At 61.6% G+C, this 24,363-nt stretch carries 24 protein-coding genes, 1 tRNA gene and 2 pseudogenes; 10 read left to right on the forward strand and 17 right to left on the reverse strand.

Annotation, left to right across the window (positions count from 1 at the left end; genetic code table 11):
- Positions 1–62 precede the first annotated feature (62 nt).
- From MHI61_RS22780 to MHI61_RS22805, 6 genes are all read right to left on the reverse strand, one after another.
- Positions 63–863 carry a purine-nucleoside phosphorylase gene (locus MHI61_RS22780; RefSeq protein WP_239790659.1) on the reverse strand — a complete coding sequence of 267 codons (801 nt, stop codon included), beginning with the start codon at positions 861–863 and terminating at the stop codon, positions 63–65.
- Positions 860–1,249, reverse strand: a complete 390-nt coding sequence (locus MHI61_RS22785) for a cytidine deaminase (RefSeq protein WP_004673557.1) — start codon at positions 1,247–1,249, stop codon at positions 860–862. The genes MHI61_RS22780 and MHI61_RS22785 overlap by 4 nt, the downstream gene beginning before the upstream one ends.
- 2 nt (positions 1,250–1,251) lie before the next feature.
- Positions 1,252–2,223 (reverse strand): ABC transporter permease, encoded by a 972-nt coding sequence (locus tag MHI61_RS22790; RefSeq protein ID WP_097608129.1) that lies wholly within the window; start codon positions 2,221–2,223, stop codon positions 1,252–1,254.
- 10 nt (positions 2,224–2,233) lie between these two features.
- Entirely contained in the window at positions 2,234–3,337 is a 1,104-nt protein-coding gene (locus MHI61_RS22795) for an ABC transporter permease (protein ID WP_038686176.1), read from the reverse strand.
- 7 nt (positions 3,338–3,344) lie between these two features.
- Entirely contained in the window at positions 3,345–4,856 is a 1,512-nt protein-coding gene (locus tag MHI61_RS22800) for an ABC transporter ATP-binding protein (RefSeq protein ID WP_239790661.1), read from the reverse strand.
- A gap of 88 nt (positions 4,857–4,944) precedes the next feature.
- On the reverse strand, positions 4,945–5,937 hold the full coding sequence (locus MHI61_RS22805; RefSeq protein WP_064693372.1) for a BMP family ABC transporter substrate-binding protein: 993 nt from the start codon (positions 5,935–5,937) through the stop codon (positions 4,945–4,947).
- A gap of 158 nt (positions 5,938–6,095) precedes the next feature.
- Between MHI61_RS22805 and MHI61_RS22810 the strand changes: the two genes are divergently transcribed.
- Complete coding sequence (locus tag MHI61_RS22810; RefSeq protein ID WP_239790663.1) at positions 6,096–6,293, forward strand: hypothetical protein; 198 nt, start codon at positions 6,096–6,098, stop codon at positions 6,291–6,293.
- Between the two features lie 61 nt (positions 6,294–6,354).
- Here MHI61_RS22810 and MHI61_RS22815 read toward each other — a convergent pair whose 3' ends face one another.
- Positions 6,355–6,672, reverse strand: a complete 318-nt coding sequence (locus MHI61_RS22815; protein WP_038686170.1) for a hypothetical protein — start codon at positions 6,670–6,672, stop codon at positions 6,355–6,357.
- 226 nt (positions 6,673–6,898) lie between these two features.
- Here MHI61_RS22815 and MHI61_RS22820 point away from each other — a divergent pair.
- Positions 6,899–6,988: transfer RNA gene (locus MHI61_RS22820), tRNA-Ser, on the forward strand.
- Between the two features lie 31 nt (positions 6,989–7,019).
- Here the strand turns inward: MHI61_RS22820 and MHI61_RS22825 are convergent.
- Together MHI61_RS22825 and MHI61_RS22830 are read right to left on the reverse strand one after the other, a co-directional pair.
- Positions 7,020–7,310 (reverse strand): type II toxin-antitoxin system RelE/ParE family toxin, encoded by a 291-nt coding sequence (locus MHI61_RS22825; RefSeq protein WP_239792895.1) that lies wholly within the window; start codon positions 7,308–7,310, stop codon positions 7,020–7,022.
- Positions 7,311–7,312: 2 nt separating this feature from the next.
- The gene (locus MHI61_RS22830) at positions 7,313–7,564 is read right to left on the reverse strand and encodes a type II toxin-antitoxin system ParD family antitoxin (protein ID WP_239790665.1); all 252 of its coding nucleotides are present in this window, start codon (positions 7,562–7,564) and stop codon (positions 7,313–7,315) included.
- 215 nt (positions 7,565–7,779) lie between these two features.
- Here MHI61_RS22830 and MHI61_RS22835 point away from each other — a divergent pair.
- A pseudogene (locus MHI61_RS22835) lies at positions 7,780–7,980 on the forward strand (KTSC domain-containing protein); the annotation flags it as partial.
- Between the two features lie 332 nt (positions 7,981–8,312).
- Complete coding sequence (locus MHI61_RS22840) at positions 8,313–8,537, forward strand: CrpP-related protein (RefSeq protein ID WP_239790666.1); 225 nt, start codon at positions 8,313–8,315, stop codon at positions 8,535–8,537.
- On the opposite strand, the gene pncB is transcribed toward MHI61_RS22840, so the two are convergent.
- The 7 genes and pseudogenes from pncB to MHI61_RS22875 all read right to left on the reverse strand — a co-directional run bounded on the left by pncB (position 8,534) and on the right by MHI61_RS22875 (position 17,255).
- Positions 8,534–9,838 carry a nicotinate phosphoribosyltransferase gene (gene pncB, locus MHI61_RS22845; RefSeq protein WP_004673542.1) on the reverse strand — a complete coding sequence of 435 codons (1,305 nt, stop codon included), beginning with the start codon at positions 9,836–9,838 and terminating at the stop codon, positions 8,534–8,536. The two genes, MHI61_RS22840 and pncB, sit on opposite strands and share 4 nt — an antisense overlap.
- Before the next feature lie 167 nt (positions 9,839–10,005).
- Positions 10,006–10,350, reverse strand: a complete 345-nt coding sequence (locus MHI61_RS22850) for a hypothetical protein (protein WP_239790667.1) — start codon at positions 10,348–10,350, stop codon at positions 10,006–10,008.
- 87 nt (positions 10,351–10,437) lie between these two features.
- On the reverse strand, positions 10,438–11,397 hold the full coding sequence (locus MHI61_RS22855; protein ID WP_239790668.1) for a glyoxylate/hydroxypyruvate reductase A: 960 nt from the start codon (positions 11,395–11,397) through the stop codon (positions 10,438–10,440).
- A gap of 8 nt (positions 11,398–11,405) precedes the next feature.
- A pseudogene (locus MHI61_RS22860) lies at positions 11,406–13,042 on the reverse strand (ABC transporter ATP-binding protein).
- Positions 13,039–14,187: an ABC transporter permease gene (locus tag MHI61_RS22865; RefSeq protein ID WP_097608121.1), complete on the reverse strand. Its 1,149-nt coding sequence runs from the start codon at positions 14,185–14,187 to the stop codon at positions 13,039–13,041. The pseudogene MHI61_RS22860 and the gene MHI61_RS22865 overlap by 4 nt, the downstream one beginning before the upstream one ends.
- A complete protein-coding gene (locus MHI61_RS22870; protein ID WP_097665756.1) occupies positions 14,187–15,275 on the reverse strand; it encodes a microcin C ABC transporter permease YejB in 1,089 nt (362 codons plus the stop codon). The genes MHI61_RS22865 and MHI61_RS22870 overlap by 1 nt, the downstream gene beginning before the upstream one ends.
- Positions 15,276–15,425: 150 nt before the next feature.
- A complete protein-coding gene (locus MHI61_RS22875; RefSeq protein WP_239790670.1) occupies positions 15,426–17,255 on the reverse strand; it encodes an extracellular solute-binding protein in 1,830 nt (609 codons plus the stop codon).
- Positions 17,256–17,508: 253 nt separating this feature from the next.
- On the opposite strand from MHI61_RS22875, the gene mepA reads away from it, so the two are divergent.
- From mepA to MHI61_RS22905, 6 genes are all read left to right on the forward strand, one after another.
- Positions 17,509–18,606 (forward strand): penicillin-insensitive murein endopeptidase, encoded by a 1,098-nt coding sequence (gene mepA, locus MHI61_RS22880; protein WP_239790672.1) that lies wholly within the window; start codon positions 17,509–17,511, stop codon positions 18,604–18,606.
- A gap of 84 nt (positions 18,607–18,690) precedes the next feature.
- The gene (locus MHI61_RS22885) at positions 18,691–19,071 is read left to right on the forward strand and encodes a methylglyoxal synthase (RefSeq protein ID WP_239790673.1); all 381 of its coding nucleotides are present in this window, start codon (positions 18,691–18,693) and stop codon (positions 19,069–19,071) included.
- 17 nt (positions 19,072–19,088) lie between these two features.
- Positions 19,089–20,114: a glucokinase gene (locus MHI61_RS22890; protein ID WP_239790674.1), complete on the forward strand. Its 1,026-nt coding sequence runs from the start codon at positions 19,089–19,091 to the stop codon at positions 20,112–20,114.
- A 122-nt stretch (positions 20,115–20,236) separates the two neighbouring features.
- The gene (locus tag MHI61_RS22895; protein ID WP_097608116.1) at positions 20,237–22,024 is read left to right on the forward strand and encodes an ABC transporter ATP-binding protein; all 1,788 of its coding nucleotides are present in this window, start codon (positions 20,237–20,239) and stop codon (positions 22,022–22,024) included.
- A 15-nt stretch (positions 22,025–22,039) separates the two neighbouring features.
- Positions 22,040–22,864 carry a 4-hydroxy-tetrahydrodipicolinate reductase gene (gene dapB / locus MHI61_RS22900; protein WP_239790675.1) on the forward strand — a complete coding sequence of 275 codons (825 nt, stop codon included), beginning with the start codon at positions 22,040–22,042 and terminating at the stop codon, positions 22,862–22,864.
- A gap of 21 nt (positions 22,865–22,885) precedes the next feature.
- Complete coding sequence (locus tag MHI61_RS22905; protein ID WP_004673523.1) at positions 22,886–23,521, forward strand: 2,3-bisphosphoglycerate-dependent phosphoglycerate mutase; 636 nt, start codon at positions 22,886–22,888, stop codon at positions 23,519–23,521.
- A 39-nt stretch (positions 23,522–23,560) separates the two neighbouring features.
- Here MHI61_RS22905 and phnF read toward each other — a convergent pair whose 3' ends face one another.
- Entirely contained in the window at positions 23,561–24,298 is a 738-nt protein-coding gene (gene phnF / locus MHI61_RS22910) for a phosphonate metabolism transcriptional regulator PhnF (RefSeq protein ID WP_239790677.1), read from the reverse strand.
- Between the last annotated feature and the right edge of the window lie 65 nt (positions 24,299–24,363).

Genomic DNA, 24,363 nt, shown 5'->3' on the forward strand with positions numbered 1-24,363 from the left:
ACATCATGCTCTCGCTATTAGTGTAGAACAGGATTCAGATTTTAGGCCGACCCGGCCTAAAATCATCCTGTTCTGGCCGCAATCATCTCTTTCAGTATGGCGGCGAGACGGGCGCCACCGACAGGCGCCATGTCCTTGGTTTCTTCATGGCTGAGCTCATTGCCGGTCATGCCCGCCCCATAGTTGGTGATAACGGAGGCTGCGGCAACCCTCAGGCCCAGCATTCTTGCGATGATGACCTCTGGCACCGTCGACATGCCGACGGCATCGGCTCCAAGGATGCGCGCCATGCGGATTTCGGCCGGCGTTTCGAAGCTCGGGCCGGAGAACCACATATAGACACCCTGCGCCAGCTCGATCTTCAGCTTTGCCGCAGCCTTCCGCATCGCGCTAGCAAGACCGGCATCATAGGCATTGGTCATGCCGACGAAGCGATGATCGCTTTCCTCGCCGATCAGCGGGTTCATGCCGGAATAGTTGATATGGTCGGTGATCTGCATCACCGAACCGGGCGGCATGTCGTCACGCAGCGATCCTGCCGAATTGGTCAGGATCAGCGCCTCGACGCCGAGCGCCTTCAAGACCTCGATTGGCAGGCGCATGGCCTTGGGATCGCCCTTCTCATAATAATGCACGCGGCCGGAAAGCATGACGACGGGCACGCCGCCGAGTTGGCCGGCGACGACCTCGCCGGCATGGCCGGAGACGGCGCTGACGGGAAAGCCCGGCAGGTCGCGATAGGGAATACGCACGGCGCCGTCCAGCTGACCGACGAGGGAGCCGAGGCCGGAGCCGAGCACGATGCCATGGCGTGGCTTGATGGCGCCGAGCAAGGCGGCGAGCAGGTCGACCGTCGCCTTCATCCGAGTTCCGTCTCGAAGCTGAAGGGAAGAAGCTCTTCCATGGTCATGGTCTTCTGCACGCCGGCCTCGTCGCAGAGATAGATCTTCGTGTCCTTGGAAGCGAATTCGGAGATCTTCTGGCGGCAGCCGCCGCAAGGCGGGCAGAGCGGCAGCTTCTCGGCGATGACAGCCATTTCGACGATCTTCCTGGCGCCGCCCATGATCATGGCGCTGATTGCCGTCGGCTCGGCGCACCATCCTTGCGGAAAGGAGAGGTTTTCGATGTTGGCGCCGGTATAGACCTTGCCATCCTCGGCGCGGATTGCCGCGCCGACGGGAAATTTCGAATAGGGCGCATGGGCAAAGGCCATGGCGCCGCGTGCGGCTTCGAACAGGTCGTGGGACATGATCAACGTTCCTTCGTATAGGGCACGCCGCCGGCCTTTGGCGGGATCGCGACACCGATGAAGCCGGCAAGCAGGATGCAGGTGAGGACATAGGGCAGCGCCTGGAAGACCTGGACCGGCACTTCGCCGAGCACCGGCACCTGCTTGCCCTGCATGAAATTCGCCAACGCATCGAGGAAGCCGAAGAGCAGGCAGGCAAACATGACAGGCACCGGTTTCCACTTGGCGAAGACCAGAGCGGCGAGCGCGATATAGCCCTTGCCGGCCGACATGTCCTTGATGAAGGCGGCGGACTGGGCGATCGCCAGATAGGTGCCGGCAAAGCCGCAGAGGATGCCGGCGCACATGACGGCACGGTAGCGCAGCCAAGCGACCGAGATGCCGGCGGTATCGACTGCACCGGGGTTTTCGCCGACGGCACGCATCCGCAAGCCGAAGCGGGTGCGGTAAAGCACCCACCAGGAGAAGGGCACGGCGAGAAAGGCGAGATAGGTGAGGATATTGTTGCCCGATATGACGTTGGCATAGAGCGGGCCAAGGATCGGCACGTCACGGAGGGCATCGGCGCCCGGCAGGATGATCGGCGCGAAGCGCGCATCCGGCGGCAGCTGCGGCGTACGCCCGCCCTGGCCGAACCAGGCCTGGCCGAGCACGATGGTGATGCCGGCGATGAAGAAGTTGATCGCCACACCGGAGACGATCTGATTGCCGCGATTGGTGATCGAGGCGAAGCCATGCACCAGGCTGAGCGCCACCGAGCAGACGATGCCGGCGCCGAGCCCCAGCCAGGCAGAGCCGGTGAGATAGGCCACACAGGCCGCGGCGAAGGCCGAGCCCAGCATCTTGCCTTCAAGACCGATATCGAAAACGCCCGCGCGCTCGGAAAACAATCCCGCCAGCGCCGTAAAGATCAGCGGAATGGAGAGCCGGACCGTCGAGCTTAGGACGTTGATGAAGATGTCGTAGTAATCCATCGTCCGCTCCTCAGGCTGGCTTGAACTGCTGGTAGATGTGCACCATTGCCGGGCGGAACATATATTCCAGCGCACCGGCAAAGAGAATCACCAGACCCTGGATGACGAGGATCATTTCACGGGTGATATTCGGCATTTCGAAAGAGATCCAGTCGCCGCCCTGATAGAGGGTGCCGAAGAGGATCGCCGCCAGGATGATGCCGAGCGGATGGTTGCGGCCCATCAGCGAGACCGCGATCCCGACGAAGCCGGCACCGCCGACGAACTCGACCTGCAAACGGGCGGAGGAGCCCATGACGGGATTGAGCGCCATCATCCCTGCGAGCGCGCCGGAAAGCAGCATGGCGATGATGACGATCCGCGCATAGGGAATGCCGGCATAGTCGGCGGCTGTCGAGCTTACACCCAGCGTGCGCATCTCGAAGCCGAGCTTGGTGCGCCAGATGAGGATCCAGACAAACCAGGCGGCAAAGAGGGCGACGATGAAGGAGACGTTAAAGGGGGCGGCACCGAGCTTGGCTCCGAACATCGTCATGAGCCAACCGAGCTTGGGAAGCTGACCGCCTTCGAGGAAGGTGCGGGTTTCCGGCGCCATCTTGCCCGGCACGATCAGCACGTGCACCAGCAGATAAACCATGAGGGCAGCGGCGATATAGTTGAACATGATCGTCGTGATGACGATGTGGCTGCCGCGCTTGGCCTGAAGGAAAGCGGGGATGAAGGCCCAGGCTGCGCCGAAAATGCCGGCGCCGACGATGGCGACGGGCATCGTCACGTACCAGGGCACGTAATTGTCGAGCGCCAGCGCCACCAGCGCGCAGCCGAGGCCGCCGATATAGGCTTGGCCTTCGGAGCCGATGTTGAAGAGACCGGCATGGATCGCCACCGCGACGGAAAGGCCGGTGAAGATGAAGCTCGTCGCATAGTAGAGCGTGAAGCCTATGCCTTCACCGCTGCCAAAAGCACCTTCGATCAGCAGAGAAAGGGCGGCAAGCGGGCTCTCGCCGATCAGCCAGACGACGAAGCCGGAGATCAGGAAGGCGACGATGAGGTTCAAAAGCGGGATCAGGCCGTAGTTGATCCAGTTTGGTAGCGGAACGGAAGCAGTGCTCATAAAGGCCTCACGCGGCAATGCCGGCCATCATCAGGCCGAGGGTCTGTTCACCGGCATCGGGCGTCTTCTCGCCGACGACATGGCCGGCAAACATGACAAGGATACGGTCTGAAAGGGCGCGGATTTCATCGAGTTCGACGGAGACGAGCAGGATCGCCTTGCCCGCATCGCGCATTTCGATGATCCGGCGGTGAATGAATTCGATGGCGCCAATATCGACGCCGCGCGTCGGCTGGCCGATGATCAGCATCTTCGGATCGCGTTCGATCTCGCGGGCGACGACGATCTTCTGCTGATTGCCGCCGGAAAAATTCGCCGTCTTCAGCCGCGGGTTCGGCGGGCGGATGTCGTATTTTTCGATCTTCTCCATCGCGTCCCTGCGGATCGCTTCGAGATCGAGCAGCGGACCTTTGCTATAGCCCGGACGGCGGTGATAGCCGAGCACGGAATTTTCATATTCCTCGAATTTCAGAACCAGGCCCATGTGATGGCGGTCCTCGGGAATATGGGCGAGGCCGAGATCGCGCAGGCGGGCGGGATCGGCCTTATCGATCGTCTGGCCGTCGAGAAGGATTTCGCCGGAGGTGGGTTTGCGGATGCCGGCTATCGCTTCGAGCAATTCGGACTGGCCGTTGCCGGCAACCCCGGCAATGCCGACGATCTCGCCGGCGCGCACGTCGAAGGAGACATTGTCGACCATGGTGACACCGCGATTGTCCTTGACCGTGAGGTTGCGGACGGAGAGCACGGCAGCGCCTGGAATGGCCTCGCCCTTCTGCACCCGTAGCAGCACACGGCGACCGACCATCAGCTCGGCGAGTTCTTCCACCGTTGTCTCCGCCGTCTTGCGGGTGGCGACCATCTCGCCGCGGCGCATGACGGAGACCGTATCGGTGATCGCCATGATCTCGCGCAGCTTGTGAGTGATGAGGATGATCGTCTTGCCCTGGTCGCGCAGCACCTTGAGGATGCGGAAGAGGTGATCGGCTTCCGCCGGCGTCAGCACGCCTGTGGGCTCGTCGAGGATCAGGATTTCGGCGCCGCGATACATCGCTTTGAGAATTTCGACGCGCTGCTGCAGCCCGACCGGCAGCTCTTCGATCAACGCGTCCGGATCGACCTCGAGGCCGTATTCCGTTTCCAGCCGCTTGAGCTCGGCGCGGGCCGAGGCGACGCCTCTCGCCAGCAGCGAGCCGCCTTCGGCGCCGAGCATGACATTTTCGAGCACCGTGAAATTGTCGACCAGCATGAAATGCTGGTGCACCATGCCGATGCCGGCGGCGATCGCCGCCTGACTGTCGCGAATGGTGATCGGATTGCCGTTCACGCGGATCTCACCGCTGTCGGCGTGGTAAAAACCGTAAATGATCGACATCAGCGTGGATTTGCCGGCGCCGTTCTCGCCGATGATGCCGTGGATCGTCCCCTTGGCAACGGTGAGGTTGATGTCCTTGTTGGCGTGGACGGCACCGAATTTCTTATCGATGCCGACAAGCTCGATAGCGGGCTTATCTGTCACAGCAGGCTCCAAATAAGAAAAGGGCGTATGGCGAAAATCCCCTCCGCCATACGCCCGATCTCAATCGTCGATTACATCAGGGCGCGGATCACTTCGGGCAAGAATTGTCCGAGGTGTAATCGTGAACCTTGACGGTTCCGGCAATGATATCGGCCTTAGCCTTGTCGACGGCGGCCTGCATTTCCGGCGTGATCAGCGACTTGTTGTTGTCGTCGATCGCGGCGCCAACGCCATCTTCCTTGACGCCGAGCGCCTGAACGCCGCCGGTGAACTTGTCGTTCTTGGTGTCGGTATAGGCGTTGTAAACGGCGAGGTCGACGCGCTTGACCATCGAGGTCAGCACCGAGCCCGGATGCAGATGGTTCTGGTTGGAGTCGACGCCGATCGACAGCTTCTTGTTGTCGGCGGCGGTCTGCAGAACGCCGAGGCCGGTGGCGCCGGCGGCCGCGTAAATGACGTCGGCGCCCTGGTCGATCTGGTTCTTGGTGAGCTCGCCGCCGCGAACCGGGTCATTCCAGGCCGCGCCGGTGGTGCCGGTCATGTTCTGGAAAACCTGGATATCGGCCTTGGCGGCGCGAGCGCCCTGCTCATAGCCGCATTCGAATTTGCGGATCAGCGGAATGTCCATGCCGCCGACGAAGCCGACCTTGCCGGTCTTGGAGGCCATGCCGGCGAGAATGCCGACGAGATAGGAGCCTTCTTCTTCCTTGTAGACGACCGAGCGGACGTTCGGCTTATCGACGACGGAGTCGACGATGATGAACTTGGTGTCGGGGAATTCGGCTGCGACCTTCTCAATGGCCGAAGTCCAGGCGAAGGAAACGGCGACCACGGGGTTGAAGCCGCGGCTTGCGAAGTTGCGGATGGCCTGTTCGCCCTGGGTGTCGCCGGTCGGCTCGAAGTCGCGATAGGCAATGCCGGTCTCGGCCTTGAACTTCTCGGCGCCGTTATAGGCCGCTTCGTTGAAAGACTTATCGAACTTCCCGCCAGTGCCGTAAACCAGCGCCGGCTTGACATCGGCGGCAAGCGCCGTCGTCGACATGGCAGCCACGGCAAGAAGAGTGAGAAGGGATTTTTTCATGAGTTGCAGCCCTGTTGTTGCTATTTGTTTGGGGTCCTCCCGCAAGCCCTTTGCGGACATGTCTGCGGAACCACCGACCTCCCCCCGGAGGCCTGGCTGCGCGCATCCTTGCATGGCTCACGGAAAAATTCACCAGAAATTTTTCAGGCGGTAAAGATTTGCAGCAATTGCTGAAAATCAGTTCTGCCGGGCGGATTTTTGGACATCTCGCCGACCGGGATGCGGATTTTTTAGCCGATCCGCTGGCCGTTGCTGAAACCGGGGACGGGCAAATGCACCCGGTCTTTTGCCGGATCGCACCGGCTCAAACATCTAAAGCGCGTCGCATGAAATTTGATTCATGCGACGCGCTTTAGCCCTTTGGTTTTTATGCATGTCGTTGTCCCGGAACCGCTGCACACTTCCGGGCGACATGCATTAAGCCGTGAAGCGACCGGCGATCGGCGGCTTCTTGTAACCGATCATCCAAAGAAGCAGCGCGATCACCAGAAAGACGGCAAAGGCCGGCTGGAGCATCAGCCACTGGAAGATGAAGGCGTAGAAGCGGGGATGGATATAGTAGGAAAGCGCAGATTGCAGCGACGTCAGCGTGTCCGGGCTCACATCCTGCCAAGCCTCCGACATCGGCGTCATGACAACGGCGGATGCCGCAACCGACTGGATCGAATCGATGGTCCCGGCAATAACGGCCGCCGCAAGCGCGACAAGACTGGCCAGACGCAACAGGAAACGCATCAACTCCTCCGACGCTTCGATATGCCGGACAATTCCGGCGGACCCGCGCCATTCTCCACCTTGAGAATTACATAGTCATCGATGGGGTGAAGCACAATGGACGGGCGCAAGCGAGTTTTATCGGAAGAAGTCAAAAAACTGTTAGATTTGGGTTGATCGGCAAAAATTCATCGGTATATATCGCGCCGTTCCGACGATTTGCTCCTCTCCTGGTGCGAACGCCAAAGGACAGGTGGCCGAGTGGTTTAAGGCGCACGCCTGGAACGCGTGTGTACGTGAAAGCGTACCGAGGGTTCGAATCCCTCCCTGTCCGCCATTTTTCGCATTTTCATCCAACAGATTGAATTTTAGACCTGACTGGACCAATCTTCGTGTCCGTGGCGAATACGGACAATCAGAACATTATCGCCCTCCGCAATCGTATAAACGACGAGATGGGCCTTGAACGGATGAATGCGCATCGGAGGAGAAATTTCATGCCGTTCGCGCGCCATACGGGGATTGGCAGCAATCAGATCAAAAATGGCGTAGAGTTCATCATGGTAGCGCCGAGCGTGCGCTGAGCCAAACAGGCGAATGCCCGTTTCGGCTATGCCGACAATGTCCTCTTCCGCTTGTTCCGTAATGCGAAAGCCCATCATCAGTTGCCGCGAGAGCTTTCCAGGCGCGCCCGCGCCGCCTCAAAGAGCTCGTCCTTCGACCGCGACCCGACGCCGCTCTTCAAGCCTTCATCGACATAGCGCTGCATAGCTGCGATCTTGTCGTTTCGCTCCTGATCTTTCCTGATGAGGTCGCGGACATAATCGCTCGCATTGGCATAACGGCCTGTTTTGGTTTGCGCTTCCACCCAATCTTTCATGGGATCGGGCAGCGATACGTTCATGGTCGCCATCGAAGCTCTCCGTTTCATCAAAATTGAGTTGTTTGGCAAGGTTTGTCAACATCGCCTGATTTCCCATAACCTGCGGGAAACGAAGGCCTGATCCCCATCGAAGGAAACGCCAGGGTTGATCAGAAAAGATTTCCTGAATTTTTACCACGCTGCTTCACCGCGTCTTTGCACGTTTGGGTTTACCGTCTGCAAAGCTAAAAACAGAGGCAAAACAGGTGGAAGAACTTTCGGTGAAGTCGAAGATCATCAAATCCGTCTATTTCAGCCAGGAAGGCGGGCGGCTCAGGATTTGCTTCAGGAATGGCGAGGAACGGCTGTTCGAGGGCGTTCCCTCTTCGGAAGCCCATGCGATGACGGCGGCGCCATCTCCCGGCCATTATTACCTCGACCGGATCAGAACCCGGTTTCGCAGGCTGCGGCCTGAACAGTCGAGGATGTCGCAACCGACCTGCCGGATCGTGTGGGATCGGCACAGATCCGGTGGATATTAGCCGACCGTTCACCATTGATCTCATCTTGGTTGGATCGCCCCGGCCGGAAGGCGACAAGTTGTCGGCGCTGCCGACTTGAAGATCGGCCAGCCGGGAGGCTCGGCGGCGGACCCCAGCCAGGAAGCCGGGCCTCCCCGTCAATCGGCATCGAGATAGCGAATTAGGGCTAATCCTGTGAAAAACCGGAATCGTCGCATCCGGACTCGACAAGGCTTCATTAGCATGATTGCATAAACCCATCTAAAGAGGGGGTGACGATGTTCGAGGATCTGCTTGAGATGCAGGAACGCGGCGCACGCGACCGTTCGCTCGGCCGCAGTCTGGCCGACAATCCGATGTCGAAACCGGATGTCCTGCCGATCACCGATCTGCAGGAGTGGTTTTCGATGTTCGACGCCTGGCGCTTCGGCTGGGCAATCGAGGACGCGATGGCCGGGCACATCGATATGCCCCGGGACGGCCGTCCGGCGCGGCGAGCCTAAACCAGGACGGTCTGATCGACCCTGTCCTCGGTGCCGAAAAATTTCAGGTAGCGTTCGACCTCTGCCGGTTCGCCGGTCGCCTTCTGCGGATTGTCTGAGAGCTTCACTGCCGGACGGCCGTTGGCGTCGCTGACTTTGCAGACGACCGAGATCGGGTTGAGGCCCGAGATTTCGGTCGGTGCGCAGCCGGCAAAATCATTGGTCAGGTTCGTGCCCCAGCCGAAGCTCATTCGCACCCGGCCTTCGAAATGCCGGTAGGTATCGATGATGGCGTCGACATCGAGGCCGTCGGAGAAGATCAGCAGCTTCTGGCGCGGATCGCGGCCCATCTTCTTCCACCAGTCGATGATCTTCTCACCGCCTTCGATCGGCGGGGCGCTGTCCGGGCGGAAGCCGGTCCAGTCGGCCACCCATTCCGGCGCGTCGCGCAGGAAGGCCGCAGTGCCAAAGGCATCCGGCAGGACGATCAGAAGGTTGCCGCCATAGAGCTTGTTCCAGTCGCGCAGGATCTTGTAGGGCGCGTTGCGCAGCTGCTCGTCGGTTTGCGCCAGGGCAGCGGCCACCATCGGCAGCTCGTGGGCATTGGTGCCCACCGCCTCGAGATCGGAATCCATAGCCAGCAATACATTGCTGGTGCCGGTAAAGGCCGGGCCGATGCCTTCCTTCAGCGCCTCGACGCACCAGCGCTGCCAGAGAAAACTGTGACGGCGGCGGGTGCCGAAATCGGAGATGCGCAAGCCCGGCAGTTCCCTCAGCCGCTCGACCTTCGACCACATCTTCGCCTTGGCGCGGGCATAGAGCACGTCGAGGGTGAAAGGGCCGAGCGCCTTCATCGCCGAGCGCGACCGCAGCTCGTTGACGATCGCGAGCGCCGGGATCTCCCACATCGTGGTTTCCTTCCAGGCCCCATGAAAATCCAGCACATATTGGCCGTCCTTCTTCGACAGCTCGTATTCGGGAAGCTGGAAGTTGGAAAGCCAGGCGAGGAATTCCGGCTCGAAAATCTGCGCGCGGCCGTAGAAGCTGTTACCCGCAAGCCAGATCATCTCCTTTTTGGAGAGCCGCAGCGTACGGGCGTGATCCAGCTGTTCACGCAATTCGCCTTCGTCGATCTCCTCGGCGAGGTGGACGCGCTTGGTCCGGTTGATCAGCGTGAAGGAGGCATTGACGTCTGGATAGAGCTTCCAGATCATCTGCAGCATCAGCAGTTTGTAGAAGTCGGTATCGATCAGGCTGCGGATGATCGGGTCGAGCTTCCAAGCGTGATTGTAGACGCGTCTTGCAATATCGGTCTTGGCCATGAATTCCTGCCCCTGTCCAATCCGGTCAGGTGCTGCCAAGTTTGCGGGCCGGCGCACGAAACCGGCTCGTGCGTCTTCTTATCGAAAAATCGGCAGGAAAAGTCCAGACAAAACATAAACATCCCGCCGCGGCATGCGGCGGGATGGGGAGATCATCTGGAATTGCTCTATTGGGCCGGCGCCGCTGGCTGGGCCGGTGCCGGCGCAGCATTCGGGGCCGGCGCTGTCGGCGCGGCATTGCCGTTCTGCGGCGTCGGGGCAGGTGCTGCGTCCGATTGCTGTTGCTGGAGCTGCTGGCCGGGCTGCTGCGGCGCCACCTCGTTCGCCTCGCGATTGCCCCAGATCTCGACCGGGATCCAAACGACGAAAGCGAGAATCAGCGCGACGAGCAGCACCGTCAGGATGCGGTATCCCATGCGCCCCTGCTTTGCCTTGACCGGCGGGATCTGCTCTTCCTTGTGAAGCTTGCCGTCGGATTTTTCCCAGCGTGTTTCCGTCTGATGCGCCATCATCGTCTCCTTCCGCTGCCTTGGCGGCCGATCCGGCCGCAAGAAACTTTTGCAGAGAAAACGGTCAGTCGTCTCGAAGGTTCCGGACGCTCAATAGCCAGCGGCGCGGTCGACCACGAATTCCAGCGGCTCACCGCGCTCGAAACGGGCGATCTGGGTCTCGACATGGCGGAACAGCGCGTTCTCTTCGGAGACCGCCGCGTCATGCGGGGTGATGAAGACGTTCTCCAACTCCCATAGCGGATTGTCTGACGCGAGCGGCTCCACCTCGAAAACATCAAGCGAAGCGCCGCCGAGGATGCCGTCCCGGATGGCCGAGACGATGTCGGCCTCGACCTGACTGCGGCCGCGGCCGGCATTGATGAAGACCGGCCGCCCAAGCGCACCGTCACGGCGGAGCTTTTTAAATAGCCCGCTATCATAGAAGCCCGTGGTGTCAGGTGTCAGCGGCAAGAGGCCGACGAGAATGTCGGTCCTGGCGAGGAACCCGTCCAATTCGCGCGCGTCGAAGGTCTCGACGCCATCGATTTCTTTGCGGGTACGCGACCAGCCGATGACGTTGAAACCCATCACTTTCAGCTTGGCGACCGCGTCCTGCCCAAGCACGCCGAGGCCCATGACGCCGACCGTCACCTCCGCTGCTTCGGGCGCGATCAACTTGGCCCATTCGCCCCGCCGCTGGCTGATATCATGGGCGTATTGCCCGCGCAGATGCATCAGGCATTGCATCACCACCCATTCGCTCATGCGGGTGGTCAGGCTGCGATCGACGAAACGAACGATTGGTATCTCAGGCAGGCCGTCCATGCCGATGATATGGTCGACGCCGGCGCCGCCCGAGAAAATGACCTTGAGGTTCGGCGCCCGGTTGAAAAGATCGGCATCCGGCTTCCAGACAAGCGCGTATTCGGCCGCGCGGAGATCCCGCATGCGATCGGCCGGATCGGCGAGATTGATGCTGCCGCGGTCGGCAAAGGCCGTTTTCAGCACGCGGGCGACGCCTTCGGGATTGAACTTGATGTCGACGAGAACAGGAGAAGGTGCGGACATGATGTTCTTTACTGCTGCACGGCGGGCGTCGGCACCGCCTCGATGTTGAAGGCGGCGGCCATCAGCGCCTTGGTGTAATCGTCCTTCGGAGCACGGAAGATTTCCGAGGAGGGCCCCTGCTCCACCACCTTGCCGAAACGCATGACGATGACGTCGTTGGCAAGCGCCTTCACCACCTTCAGATCATGGCTGATGAAGAGATAGGCGAGGTCGTGCTTTTTCTGCAGGTCCCGCAGGAGATCGACCACTTGGGCCTGGACGCTCATATCGAGGGCCGAGGTCGGCTCGTCGAGCATGACGAAGCGCGGTTTGAGCACCATGGCGCGGGCAATGGCGATGCGCTGGCGCTGGCCTCCGGAAAATTCATGCGGGTAACGCCACCGGGTCAGAGGGTCGAGACCGACCTCCTCCAGCGCCCAGCAGACGCGCTGGTCGCGCTCTTCGGCGCTCAAGGAGCGCTCATGCACCTTCAGCCCTTCGGCAATGATATCGCCGACCGACATGCGGGGGCTCAGCGAGCCATAAGGATCCTGGAAGACGATCTGCAGCTGGTTGCGCAGCGGCCGCATCTCGCTGAATGAATAGCCGGCTATATCCTTGCCGACGAAAGCGATCCGCCCTTGCGAGGAGATCAGCCGCGTCAGCGCCAGGCCGAGCGTGGTCTTGCCGGAGCCGGACTCGCCGACGACACCGAGCGTCTGGCCGGCGCGCAGCGAAAGATCGATGCCGTCGACTGCCTTGACGTGGTCGACGACACGGCGCATCAGCCCCGCCTTGATCGGGAACCAGACGCGAATGTCGGACCCTTCCATCACCACCGGCTTCGACGGATCGGCAAGCGGCGGTTCGCCGCGCGGCTCGGAGGCAAGGAGGTGCCGGGTATAATCGTGCTTCGGATTGGCGAAGACCTCCTCGACGGTTCCGGTCTCGACGATCCTCCCCTTGGTCATGACGCAAACGCGATCCGCGAATTTGCGGACGATGCCGAGATCATGGGTGATGAACAGCAGCGACATGCCGTGCGCCGCCTTCAGCTGCCGCAGCAGTTCGAGGATCTGCGCCTGCACGGTGACGTCGAGCGCCGTGGTCGGCTCGTCGGCGATCAGCAATTCCGGCCGGTTGGCGAGCGCCATAGCGATCATGACGCGCTGGCGCTGGCCGCCGGACAGTTCGTGCGGATAGGCCTTCAACCGCTTTTCCGGCTCGCGGATGCCGACCTGGTTCAACAGTTCCAGCACGCGCTGGCGCGCCGGCTGGCCGGTGATGCCCTGGTGCAGGGCGAGGATTTCGGCGATCTGCTTCTCGATCGTATGAAGCGGATTGAGCGAGGTCATCGGCTCCTGGAAGATCATGGTGATGTCGTTGCCGCGCACCCCCGCAACGCCCGCTCCGACGCCTTCAAGAGGTCCTTGCCCTTGAACAGGATTTCGCCGGAGGGGTGGCTTGCGGAAGGATAGGGCAAAAGCTTCAGGATCGAATTGGCCGAGACCGACTTGCCGGAGCCGGATTCGCCGACCAGCGCCACGACCTCGCCCTTGGCGATATCGAAGGAGATGCGATCGACGGCAAGCGAGGTTTCGCCTCCCTGATGAAAGGCAACCGAGAGATCGCGGACGGAAAGGAGCGGTTCTGTCATGTCATTCATTGAAACGTCTTCCTCGGGTCGAAGGCGTCGCGCACGGCTTCGCCGATGAAGATCAGCAGGGACAGCATGATCGACATGGCGAAGAAGGCCGTCAGCCCGAGCCATGGCGCCTGCAGGTTGGTCTTGCCCTGGGCGATCATCTCACCGAGCGAGGGGGAGCCCGGCGGCATGCCGAAGCCCAGGAAATCGAGCGAGGTCAGCGTCGTGATCGAGCCGGAGAGGATGAAGGGCAGGAAGGTCAGCGTCGCGACCATGGCGTTCGGCAGCAGATGGCGCCACATGATGGTGCGGTTGTTGACGCCAAGGGCGCGGGCGGCGCGCACATATTCGAAATTGCGGGCGCGCAGGAATTCGGCGCGCACGACGCCGACGAAGCCGACCCAGGAAAAGAGCAGCATGATGCCGAGCAGCACGAAGAAGCCGGGCGGCAGGATGGCGGCGATGATCAGCAGGATGTAAAGCACCGGCATTGACGACCAGATCTCGATCAAGCGCTGCAGCAAAAGATCGGTCCAGCCGCCGAAATAACCCTGAACCGCGCCGGCCGTCACGCCGATGATCGCCGAGCAGATGGTCAGCGCCAGGCCGAAGAGCACCGATATGCGGAAGCCGTAGATGACGCGGGCGAGCACGTCGCGGGCCTGATCGTCGGTGCCGAGCCAGTTGAGATTGCCGAGCGTGCAGGCAGGATCGTTCACCCCTTCAGGATAGCCGGAGCAGCGCTCCTCCTTGGTCATCAGCCAGAAAGGAGCGGTCGGCGCCGAATGCGGGATGTTGGAGTTGACCGAGCGGTAGGAATAACGCACCGGCGGCCAGATCATCCAGCCATTGGCGTTGATCTCGTCTGCGATCACCGAGGAACGGTAATCGGTTTCGGCAAGGAAGCCGCCGAACTTCTCCTCGGGATAGTCGATCAGCACCGGAAACAGGATCTCACCCTTGTAGGAGGCGACGATCGGCCGGTCGTTGGCGAGGAACTCGGCGAAGAGACTGAGCACGAAGAGCAGCAGGAACAGCCACAGCGACCAGTAACCGCGGCCGTTCGCCCGGAAATTCTTCCAGCGGCGGATATTGGTCGGCGACAGCAGGCCCTTGCGCGGCGGCTTGACCGGGGTTGCAGTGACGGGATTTGCGGCAGCGTCCATCAGACATCCCTCCGCTCGAAATCGATGCGCGGATCGATCCAGGTGTAGATCAGGTCGGAGATCAGGCTGACGAAAAGGCCGAGCAGCGAGAAGATGTAGAGTGTCGCGAAGACGATCGGATAATCCCGGTTGACCACCGAGAGATAGCCGAGGCGGCCGAGACCATCGAGCGAGAAGATATTCTCGATCAGCAGCGAGCCGGTGAAGAAGGCGGAGATGAAGGCGCCTGGAAAACCGGCGATGATGATCAGCATGGCATTGCGGAACACATGGCCGTAAAGCACCTGCCGCTCGTTCAGGCCCTTGGCACGGGCGGTGACGACATATTGCTTCTTGATCTCCTCGATGAAGGAATTTTTGGTGAGCAGCGTCGTTGTGGCGAAAGCGGCAAGCGAAAGCGAGATCAGCGGCAAAGTGAGGTGCCAGAAATAATCGAGCGGCTTCTGCCACCAGGCGAGCTGGTCGAAATTGTCGGAGACGAGTCCCCGCAGCGGGAACCAGTCGTAAAACGAGCCGCCGGCGAAAAGCACGATCAGCAGGATGCCGAAGAGAAAGCTCGGCACGGCGTAACCGACGACGATGACGCCCGACGTCCAGACATCGAAGGTCGATCCATCCTTGACCGCCTTGCGAATGCCGAGCGGGATGGAGATGGCGTAGGAGAAGATCAGGATCCAGATGCCGAGCGAGATCGACACTGGCAGCTTCTCCTTGATGAGGTCGAGCACTGAGGTGTTGCGGAAGAAGCTCTCGCCGAAATCGAAGCGGATGTAATTCCACATCATTTCGCCAAAGCGCGTCAGCGGCGGCTTGTCGAAACCGAACTGTTTTTCGAGCTTGGCGATCAGTTCCGGATCGAGCCCCTGGGCGCCGCGATATCTGGAGCCTTCGTCCCCTCCTCCATCGCCCATCAGGTCGCTGCCTCCCGACAGGCGCTGGTCGGCGCCATCGGCCTGGCCGGTCAATTGCGCGATCACCTGCTCGACCGGACCGCCGGGGGCGAATTGCACGACGATGAAAGAGATCGCCATGATGCCGATAATGGTCGGAATCATCAAAAGCAGGCGGCGTATGACATAGGCGCCCATCAGCCTTCAGCCTCCGGAAATCTTCTTCTTGTCTGCCTGCCGTCCAGTCTAATGCCGCTCAATCCGCCAGCCTTCCCTTGCCGGCCCTGCCGGCTTTCCGTGATTCGCTCGTGCCATTTGGAGCCCAGAGCCCCAGCATTGCAAGCCCGCTCATTTTGCCGAGGCTGACCACCAGACATCGGGGAAGCCAAGGCTGTAAGCCGGGAATTCGGCCGGATGGGTAATCGTGTTCCAATAGACGATGTTCTGGGTACCGCGATAGAACAGCGGAATGACGTAGTGGTTTGCAAGCAGGACCCTGTCCATCGCCTTGATTGCCGCGAGCTGTTCATCGCGGTTCGGCGCGAAGATGATCATGCGGATGAGTTCGTCGACCGCCGGATTGGCGATGCCGGCATAATTTTGGGAGCCTTGCTGGTTCACCGAGCCGGATCCCCAATAGTCGGCCTGCTCGTTGCCGGGGTTCATCGACTGCGCCCAGACATTCCAGATCATATCGTAGTCGAAGCTGCGTTCGCGGTTGACAGCTTGCGACGCATCGACTGTCCGCACGCGCGCATCTATACCGATTTTCTTGAGATTGTTGGCATAAGGGACCGCCCAGCGCTCCAACATGGGGCTCGACAACAGTATCTCAAAGCTCATCGGCTGGCCGGTCTTGGTATTGACCATGCGATTGCTCTTGATCTCCCAGCCAGCGTCTTTCAGCAGTGCAATCGCCTTGCGAAGGTTGTCGCGGCTTTTCTGCGGGTCACCGCCGACGGGATTGGTGTAAGGCGTCGTGAAGACCTCGGGCGGAACCTTGTCCTTCATGCCCTGCAGTATTTCCAGTTCACGTCCCTGCGGCAGGCCGGAGGAGGCGAGTTCGGTGTTCCAGAAGTAGCTGTCGATGCGCTTGTAGCTGTTGAAGGCAACCGTGCGGTTCAACTCCTCAAAATCGAAACCGTAGTTCAGCGCCTGCCGGACCCTGATGTCCTTGAACAGGTCGCGCCGCATGTTGGGCACGAGCGCCTGCAGGATGCCGGTGGAGCGCAGCGGGTTTTTGACCTCCTCCTTCTTGACGCGTCCTTCCTTCACTGCAGGGAAATCATATCCCGTCGCCCAGCGGGCAGCTGTGGTTTCCTGCCAATAGTCGCTGTTGCCGGCGCGAAAGGCCTCGAATTCGACGTCCCGATCACCGAAATAGGTGTAGATGACGTTGCGGAAATTGTTCTGGCCGACATTCACATTGAGATCCTTCCCCCAATAGTCGTCGCGCAGTTCATAACGGATCGTTGCTCCGGGCGAGAAGGATGCAATCTTATAAGGTCCAGACCCCATTACGGGCTCGAGCGTCGTCTTTGAAATATCGCGGGGCTTGCCGTCCGATCCCTGCCCCTCCCACCAATGTTTCGGCACGACAACCAACTGGCCGAGAATATTCGGAAGCTCACGGTTGTTCTTCTCGTCGAAAGTGAAGGTGACGTCGCGATCGCCGGTTTTTTCGGCCTTTACCACGTGCCGATAGTAGTTCGCGGTGACGGGATTGAGCTCCTTGGTCTTATCCAGGCTGAAGATGACATCCTCGGGCGTGACCGGCTGCCCGTCCGCCCATTTTGCCTCCCTGCGCAGGCGAAAGGTCGCACTCGAAACATCGGCGGGGAAGGACAGCCCTTCGGCAAGCAGGCCATAGGACACAAGCAGCTCGTCATCAGCGGGCTTCATCAAGGTGTCGTATACGAGCGACAGGCCTACCGCCGTCTGGCCTTTGGCCAGCAGCGGGTTGAAGGTGTCGAAGGCGCCGCTTGCGGAAAGGCGCAGGTCGCCGCCTTTCGGAGCATTGGGGTTGACGTAATCGAAATGGGCGAAGCCCGGCTTGTATTTCATCTCGCTGATGACCGAGCTTCCTATCTGGAACGGCTGCTCCTCAGCCGCTGCCGTCAACGGCACCAGGGGCCCCGCAAGCGATAGAAACAATCCGATCTTCGACCACAGAGCCATTCACACTTCCCCTGAATATTGATGGATTCGACAATACGAGAAATAGGGGCGAAAAACAGGAAAGAGTTTGGTTTTTGCCGGGCTCGCGAAATTTTGAGACCGCCAGCTCCTGTCCAAGGGCAGCTTCGGCGGCGCTGCTGCGATCCGTCACCGGTTCCTCCTGCGCCTGTCCGCCAAATCATCGATTCACCAAAATCGCTTTTCACGATAGATTCCAGCGCAAATCACTTCGGCATCGACTTAAGGAAACAGCATGACTTTCGGCTTCGCCCAGGCTTTCAGAACATTCGGCAGACTGGCGCTTGCCGGCGCAATCGGCGCGGGCCTTACCGCCGGCGATGTCGGCGCACAGCAAAAGACGCCAAGCCCTGGCAGCGCCAAGGCGCTATTTGCAGGCGTCAGCCTGCCCACGCAGGGGCCAGCGCAGCCGATCGGCTTCTATGCAAAGGGCTGCATGACCGGCGCGGTGGCGCTGCCGACCGATGGGCCGACCTGGCAGGCGATGCGGCTTTCGCGCAACCGCCGCTGGGGCAATCCGGCGATGATCGCGCTCCTGGAACGGTTTTCACAGGATGCGGTCAAATATGCCGGCTGGCCAGGCATTCTCGTCGGCGACATCGCCCAGCCGCGCGGCGGGCCAATGCTCAACGGCCATTCCTCGCACCAGATCGGCCTCGATGCCGATATTTGGTTCACACCGATGCCCGCGCGCCGCCTGACCGCCGAGGAGCGTGAGAACCTGCCTTTCACCACCATGCTGCAGAAGAACAAGTTCCTGACCGTCGACCCGAAGGTATGGACGGAATCGCGGGCGCGCCTTTTGATGCTGGCGGCGAGCTATCCCCAGGTGGAGCGCATTTTCGTCAATCCCGCCATCAAGAAAATGATGTGCGACACCTGGACGGGCGACCGCACCAACCTCGGCAAGCTCCGGCCGATATACGGTCATGACTCGCATTTTCACATCCGCATGAAGTGTCCGCCCGGTGCAGCCGGATGCACCCCGCAAGCAGCCGTCGCCGCGGGAGACGGCTGCGACAAGTCGCTCGCTTATTGGTTCACGCCGGCGCCTTGGGCGCCGCCGAAACCGCCAAAACCCGACGCCAAGCCGCCGAAGCCGCCGCGCGAGATGATGGTCTCCGACATGCCAAAGGCCTGCGCCGCCGTGCTCGACGCCGCTTCCGTCACCTCGATGCAGGCCGCCACCTACGGCGGACCTTCTGCCGCGGGCGGACCTTCCGCCGCGAGCGCGCTTGCCGCCGTGCCGGCGGCGGCGCCGGTCGCCGAGGATGACGACGGAGAACTGCCCGATGTCGGCCCGGTTCCGAACGACAAGCCGGTGGTCCAATGAGGAGCGCCCGGCGCTGTCTTTCAAATCGCAAATTCTTGGTATAGAAGCGGTCAAATCGATTGAATTGTTGGGTCGGAGGGATTGATGGCCGGCGGCAAATGCCTCGCATTGATTGCGCATGATCAGAAGAAGGACGACATGGCCGCGTTCGCCCGCGCCAACAAGGACCTTCTTTCGCGCTGGAAGATCGTCGCCACCGGCACGACCGGCGGGCGGGTGCTCGATGCCGCGCCCGACCTCGACGTCGTCAGGCTGAAAAGCGGGCCGCTTGGGGGCGACCAGCAGATCGGCGCGCTGATTTCGACCGGTGAGGTCGGTGCCTTGATCTTCTTCGTCGACCCGCTGACGCCGATGCCGCATGATGTCGACGTGAAGGCGCTGATGCGGTTGGCGATCGTTTACGACATTCCGATGGCACTCAACCACGCGACCGCTATAAAGCTCCTTCCCACCCTCGAAGCCTGATCAGCACGGGACCGGCCATGCCAAAACCGAACAACAGTACCGCTCCGCTGCCCTTCCCGATCCTGATCGGCGATATCGGCGGCACCAATGCCCGCTTCTCCATCCTGTCCGATGCCTATGCCGAGCCGAAGCAGTTTCCGAACGTGCGCACGGCAGATTTCGCGACGATCGACGAAGCGATTCAGAGGGGCGTGCTCGACAAGACCGCGGTGCAGCCGCGCTCGGCGATCCTCGCCGTCGCCGGCCCGATCAACGACGACGAAATCCCGCTGACCAATTGCGACTGGGTGGTGCGGCCGAGAACGATGATCGAGGGTCTCGGCATCGAGGACGTGCTCGTCGTCAATGATTTCGAGGCACAGGCACTGGCGATCGCCGCCCTGTCGGATGAAAACCGCGAGCGCATCGGCAATGCCACCGGCGACATGATCGCGTCGCGCGTCGTGCTCGGACCCGGCACCGGCCTCGGCGTCGGCGGCCTCGTGCATGCCCAGCACAGCTGGATCCCGGTTCCGGGCGAAGGCGGCCATATCGATCTCGGGCCGCGCAGCAAGCGCGACTATGAGATCTTTCCGCATATCGAGACGATCGAAGGCCGTGTTTCGGCCGAGCAGATCCTCTGCGGGCGCGGCCTCGTCAATCTCTATAACGCCATCTGCATCGTCGACGGCATCCAGCCGACGATGAAGGATCCGGCCGACATCACCTCGCACGCGCTTGCCGGCAGCGACAAGGCCGCCGTCGAGACCGTCTCGCTATTCGCCACCTATCTCGGCCGCGTGGCCGGCGACATGGCGATGGTGTTCATGGCACGCGGCGGCGTCTACCTCTCCGGCGGCATCTCGCAGAAGATTCTCCCGGCCCTGAAGAAGCCGGAATTCCGCGCGGCCTTCGAGGACAAGGCTCCGCATACCGCCCTGCTTCGCACCATCCCGACCTATGTCGTGACGCACCCGCTGGCAGCCCTTGCCGGGCTTTCCTCCTATGCGCGCATGCCGGCCAATTTCGGCGTCTCGACGGAAGGCCGCCGCTGGCGGCGCTGATCCAGTGCGCGTCCCACCCGGACGCGCCGCACTCTAGCCAAACCGATCCCAACTCTTTATAGAGCCGCCAAAAGCACGCGTCGCCCCTGCGCCGCGTTGGGTCGAGACAGGAAAGCTCATTATTGGAAGCGGCGGAAAGCAGAAAGCAGAGCGTCAGCAGCGATACCGTCACCGGCATCCTGAAGCGCATCATCGCTGAAAACGGCCGCGACCATCTCTGGGGTTATGTCTTCGCGATTGCCTGCCTCATCATCGTGGCGCTTTCGACGGCGTTCACTGCCTGGATCATGCGGGCGATCATCGATGAGGCCTTCGCCAATCGCCGCGCCGACGTCGTCTGGATCATCTGTCTTTCGATTTTCGTCGCCTTCGTGCTGCGCGGTTTTGCGAGCTACGGTCAGGCGGTGGCGCTCTCCAAGGTCGGCAACGATATCGTCGCCCGATATCAGCGCCGCCTTTACGCGCATCTGATGACGCTTTCCGTCGGCTTCTTCAGCGAGGCGCGCTCGGCCCATATCGCCGCGCAGGTGAGCCAGAACGTCAGCGGCATCCGCGACGTGCTCAACCTGACGATCACGTCGACGGTCCGCGACCTCCTGACCTTCGTTTCGCTGATCGGCGTGATGGTCCTCCAGGACCCGCTGCTCAGCCTTGCCGTGTTCATCATGGCGCCGCCGCTGCTCTATGCGCTGCGTTATGTTTCCAAACGGCTGCGCTCGGCAACCCGCGAGGCCGTGCATCTGAACAGCCACGTGCTGGGCGCCATGCAGGAGACGATCCAAGGCATCGCCATCGTGAAAGCCTTCACGATGGAAGAGGAGCTGGAACGCAAGGTCAACAAACTGATCAAAGGCGCCGAAAACCGAGCAAACCGGATTGCCCGGCTTTCAGAACGCACCTCGCCGCTGACCGAGAGCTTCGCGGGCTTTGCCGTCGCCAGCGTGCTGGCCTATGCCGCCTACCGCTCGATCTATTACAACGTGCCGCCGGGCGCCTTCTTCTCTTTCGTCACCGCCTTGCTGCTGGCCTATGACCCGGCCCGTCGGCTTGCGCGCCTGCAGGTGCAGATGGAGCGCGCCGTCGTCAATGCGCGGATGATCTATGAACTGCTCGACATGGAGCCGCGCCAGCGCGACCTGCCGGATGCTCAGCCGCTGACGGTGACGCAAGCCAAGATCGAATTCCGCAACGTTTCCTTCGGCTACGGCAATGAGAGCGTGTTGAGCGGCGTCAGCTTCATCGCCGAAGGCGGCGCGACGACGGCCCTGGTCGGACCCTCGGGGGCCGGCAAATCCACGGTCATCAACCTCATTCCGCGCTTTTACGACCCGCGCGAGGGCGAGATCCTGATCGACGGGCAGGACATCGCCCACATCACCAAGAAGTCGCTGCGCCAGCAGCTCGCCTATGTCTCGCAGCAGCCTTACCTGTTCGAGGGCACGATCCGCGACAATATCCGCTACGGCCGGCCGGAAGCGACCGATGCCGAGGTCGAGGAGGCAGCCCGGCTTGCCTATGCGCATGATTTCATCTGCGCCCAGCCGCAGGGTTACGATACGCCGGTCGGCGAAAACGGCGTGACGCTTTCGGGCGGCCAGCGCCAGCGGCTGTCGATTGCGCGGGCCCTGGTGCGCAATGCTCCGATCCTGCTTCTCGACGAAGCGACGTCGGCGCTGGACACCGAATCCGAAGCCGCTGTGCAGAAGGCGCTCGACGAGGCGATGACCGGACGCACCGTCGTCGTCATCGCCCACCGGCTTTCAACCGTGGTGCGCGCCGACAAGATCGTCGTCATGCAGCAGGGCCGGGTCGTGGAAGAAGGCAATCACGAGACGCTTGCGAAGGTCAGCGACGGTCTTTACGCTCGCCTCAACAATCTGCAGAGGCCTTCGGCCTCCGATCTAAACTGACCTGGTGAGACTGAGATGAGCAATGCTGCGATGAAACTGGTGGTGGTCGGCGCGGCAGGGCGCATGGGACAGACGCTGATCCGGCTCATCCATTCCATCGAGGGCGTGACTTTGCATGCCGCCGTCGAGCGCCCCGGTTCGCCGTTCGTCGGCAAGGATGCCGGCGAGATTGCCGGGCTCGGCCCGACCGGCGTCATCATCGGCGACGATCCGCTCAATGCCTTCCTGCATGCCGAGGGCGTGCTCGACTTCACCTCGCCGGCGGCGACGGTGGAATTTTCGGGCCTCGCTGCCCAGGCCCGCATCGTCCATGTCGTCGGCACCACCGGCTGTTCGGAAGACGACAATGCCAGGGTTGCCGCGGCCGCCCGCCATGCCCGCGTCGTCAAGTCGGGCAATATGAGCCTCGGGGTCAATCTGCTCAGCGTGCTCGCCGAGCAGGCAGCCCGGGCGCTCGATCCTGATGACTGGGATATCGAAATCCTGGAAATGCATCACAAGCACAAGGTCGATGCGCCTTCCGGCACCGCGCTTCTTCTCGGCGAGGCAGCGGCCAAGGGGCGCGGCATCGATCTGGCCGCGAAATCGGTCCGGGTGCGCGACGGCCATACCGGCGCTCGGCAAGCCGGCACGATCGGCTTTGCGACGCTGCGCGGCGGCTCCGTCATCGGCGAGCATTCCGTGCTTTTCGCCGGAGAAGGCGAAATCGTCACCCTGTCGCACAGTGCGGCCGACCGCTCGATCTTCGCGCGCGGCGCCATCAAGGCGGCTCTCTGGGCGCGCGACAAGAAGCCGGGTCTCTATTCCATGCTCGACGTGCTCGGGCTTTCTTCCCAATAACGACATTTCGGAGATATATTCATGAGCGGAACCCTCGTCCTCGTTCGCCACGGCCAGAGCGACTGGAACCTGAAGAATCTCTTCACCGGCTGGAAGGATCCCGATCTGACTGAACTCGGCATCCAGGAAGCCAATGCCGGCGGCGCAGCACTTGCCGAATACGGGATCAAATTCGACGTCGCTTACACCTCGGCGCTGGTGCGCGCCCAACACACGCTGAAGCTCATTCTCGACAAGGTCGGCCAGCCCGACCTGCAGACGATCCGCGATCAGGCGCTGAACGAGCGCGACTACGGCGACCTCTCCGGGCTCAACAAGGACGATGCCCGCGCCAAATGGGGCGAGGAACAGGTCCATGTCTGGCGCCGCTCCTACGACGTACCGCCTCCGGGCGGCGAGAGCCTGCGCGACACCGGCGCCCGCGTCTGGCCTTATTATCTCACGGAGATCCTGCCGCGCGTGCTCAGGGGCGAGAAGGTGCTGGTTGCCGCACACGGCAATTCGCTGCGCTCGCTCGTCATGGTGCTCGACAAGCTGACCAAGGAAGGCGTACTTGCCCTCAACCTCGCGACCGGCGTTCCCATGGTCTACAAGCTGAACGCCGATTCCACCGTCGCTTCCAAGGAAGTGCTCGGCGACATGTCCGGCGCACATTGAAGCCAACGGCCTTCCCTGCACCGACAGGGAAGGCCGTCCTCAGTTCTCGATGGTGAACTGCACCCGGTCGGCCGCGAACCGGCTGATCGAATATTGCACCGGCACGCCGTCGAGATCGGTATTCATCGCCTTGGCGATCAGAAGGATCGCCCCGGGGGTGAGTTCGAGATCGGCCAGATCGGCCGTATCGGCATGCGCCGCGGTCACCTCGGTCGTCGCCCTGATATAATCCGCCAGTCCGAGTTCAGCGAAAGCCTTGGTGATCGATTCGTGCTTGCGGTAGGCTTCGCCGATCCCGGCGAAACGCTCGGCGGGGAACCAGCTCGTCGCCTTTGAGACCGGCCGCCTGTCGGCCTCGCGCAGCGTTTCCAGCCGGATCACCTTTGCGCCCAGCTTCAGCCCCAGCCAGCGGGCGATCTCAGGGCTCGCCTCCTCCTTCATCTCATCGAGCAGCAGGCCGCGCATCTCGCGCGCCTGATCGCCGATGCCGGCGGTAAAACGGGTGCGCCTGGTGATCGGGAAATTCAGCCGCTCCTTGCGTTCGATCAGCGTGCCGCGACCTTGCACCGCCCGGACGATCCCTTCCTGCGCCAAGGCTGCCAAGGCGCTGCGCACCGTATGCCGGTTGACGCCGAATTGCAGCGCCAGAACGGTTTCTGGCGGCACCATTCCGGTTTCATCATAGGCTCCATTGCCGATCGCCTCGCGAATCCGGTCGGCGATCTGGCGCCAGAGCGCCACGCCGGTCTGCCTTTGCACCTGCTTCAGTCCCGCCATTCCATCCCCTGCCCTGCCATTTCGCGCCTTTTTAACACTCTACACGCGCCTGAAAAGACGTGGCC

Origin of the sequence: Rhizobium sp. K102 (assembly GCF_022385315.1) — a bacterium.
Lineage (GTDB): Bacteria > Pseudomonadota > Alphaproteobacteria > Rhizobiales > Rhizobiaceae > Rhizobium > Rhizobium croatiense.